Origin of the sequence: Methylacidimicrobium cyclopophantes, from assembly GCF_902143385.2 — a bacterium.
GTDB lineage: Bacteria > Verrucomicrobiota > Verrucomicrobiia > Methylacidiphilales > Methylacidiphilaceae > Methylacidimicrobium > Methylacidimicrobium cyclopophantes.
In genome coordinates, this window is record NZ_CABFUZ020000074.1 from 1 (window position 1) to 1,894 (window position 1,894).

Genomic DNA, 1,894 nt, shown 5'->3' on the forward strand with positions numbered 1-1,894 from the left:
GCGGTCCCGCCGGGGACCCGGGTCTTCTCGCTGGCCTTCGGCCCGGGTCTGACGATCGCGGGACTCCTCCTGGAAGTCGTATGATTCGGTCTCCCGATCCGGCTTCCACGGCCTGCCGGCTTCCTTTTTTGGGGAAGATCCTCCGGTTTTCTCCCGAGCGCTTCGTGGAGGTCGAGAGTTGCCTCTCGCTCGACGAAGCTCTCTTCTTGGCGGATCACCTTTTCCCCTTTACGCCCGGGGAGCGGGCCCCGGAAGGCTCTTTGGCCATCCTTCCCCTGGCGATGAGCCTGGAAGCGATGGCGGAAGCGGCGGCCTGCCTGGCTCCCGGTCTCGGATGGGTGGGCTTTCGCCGGGTGCATGCCTCCCGGTGGATCAGCGTGGAGGAACCGATCCGCACCGTCCTGCGGGCGGAGAGCCGTCCGTGCAAAGCCTCGCGAAGGCCGGTCGAGGTCGTGGTCTCCCTCCATCCGGAGGAGCAAGCGGGCGCGGCCGTCTCCGGGCTTGCGCTCTTTGCGGACCGGTATTCCGCGCAAATCTCCTTCTCTTTTGGAGCGGTCGAAAAAGGGGGGGAGAGATCGCTCACCGGGGAAGAGGCCTATGCGCGGGGACTGCTCTTCCACGGTCCGTCCCTCCGCTGCCTCGTCGGCCCACTCTTCCTCGGGCGGAAAATCGCCCTCGGCCACTTCCTCGTTCGACCGCGGGGAGGACTCTTCCGCTCGCGACCGAATCCCGAGCTCCTCTGCGATCCGCAGCTCCTCGACGGAATCGCCCAGCTCGTTGCGCTCTGGGCTCGACGGGAGGGGCGGATCGTATTCCCCGTCGGCTTTTCCCACTTGGAGGTCTACGGCCCACCGCCTCCCCCCGGGAGCCGCCTTCGGGCGGGGATCACGATCCGAGAGGAGAAGGGACCGATCTTGCTCGCGAACGCCGAGCTGGTCGATTCCCGGGAACGCTCTTGGCTCCGTGTGGAAGGATGGAGGGGATGGAGCCTCCGTCTCCCGGAGAAGCTGACCGACTTCGCGCTCTCTTCCGGCTCCCGGTTTCTCGGCGAGCCGATCGAGCTCTCGGGGCGCTCCGCGAGGACCGCCGCCATCCTGCTCCCTGCGACGGCCTGGGGGGACTTTCCCGAAGAACTCCTGGCTCGCGGCTCTCTCCAAGCGCGGGAGCTCGTCGAGTGGAAGAGCCTCGATCGGCCGATCCTCGGCCGCCGGGAGTGGCTCCTGGGCCGTCTCGCGCTCAAGGAGGCTTTGCGGCTCTTGCTCGGCTCCGTAAGCCCAAGCTCCCCATCGCCCCATCTGCGCGCGCTCGCTCTCGTAGGCGAACGGGGGAGCGCGCCGCGTCTCTGCGATGCTCCCCTCGCTTCCTCTCCCCACTTGAGCCTGGCGCATGCGTCGGGCTTTGCCCTCGGAGCGGCTTCCGAGGCTCCGATCGGGGTCGATCTCGAGCCGATTCGGGAGCCCGGCGAACTCCTTTGGGAGGCGCTCTCTGAGGAGGAGCGGAAGGCGGTCTCTTCTTTCGCCAAAGCAAACGCGCAGGAAGGATTCTTTCGGCTCTGGTGCGCCAAGGAGGCAGCCGGAAAGCTCTTCGGCTCCGGCTTGGGTCGTGGTCCGAGGGCGCTCGAGGCGCGCTGGCAAGGGGAGGGGGATTTCCTGGTTCGTCTCCGGGGAAGCGGATCGGAGACGGTCGTTCGGACCGCCGTGCGGGAAGGCAACGTTCTCGCCTGGACGAGGTGAAGGGATGGTCCGGCCGGAGCTGTAGGAAGCGGGAGGGATCCTGCGCGGGGGAAAGCCAAGCCCCACGAAGCGGCCGGACCGCCGGATCGCGCAAAGGGCGCCGAAGACCATCCGCCTCCGCCGCGGAGCGCAGCGCCAGCTCGGCTAGAATTTCCAGGCGA

General features: G+C 67.7%; 1 protein-coding gene. It reads left to right on the top strand.

The window, feature by feature from the left end; translation table 11 throughout:
- Nucleotides 1-80 precede the first annotated feature (80 nt).
- A complete protein-coding gene (locus tag FN369_RS01385; protein ID WP_142524425.1) occupies nt 81-1,733 on the top strand; it encodes a 4'-phosphopantetheinyl transferase superfamily protein in 1,653 nt (550 codons plus the stop codon).
- Nucleotides 1,734-1,894 lie beyond the last annotated feature (161 nt).

Bases quoted from the DNA above. Each gene is read 5' to 3' on its own strand.
- FN369_RS01385 (WP_142524425.1), top strand. From the start codon at position 81: ATGATTCGGTCTCCCGATCCGGCTTCCACGGCCTGCCGGCTTCCTTTT.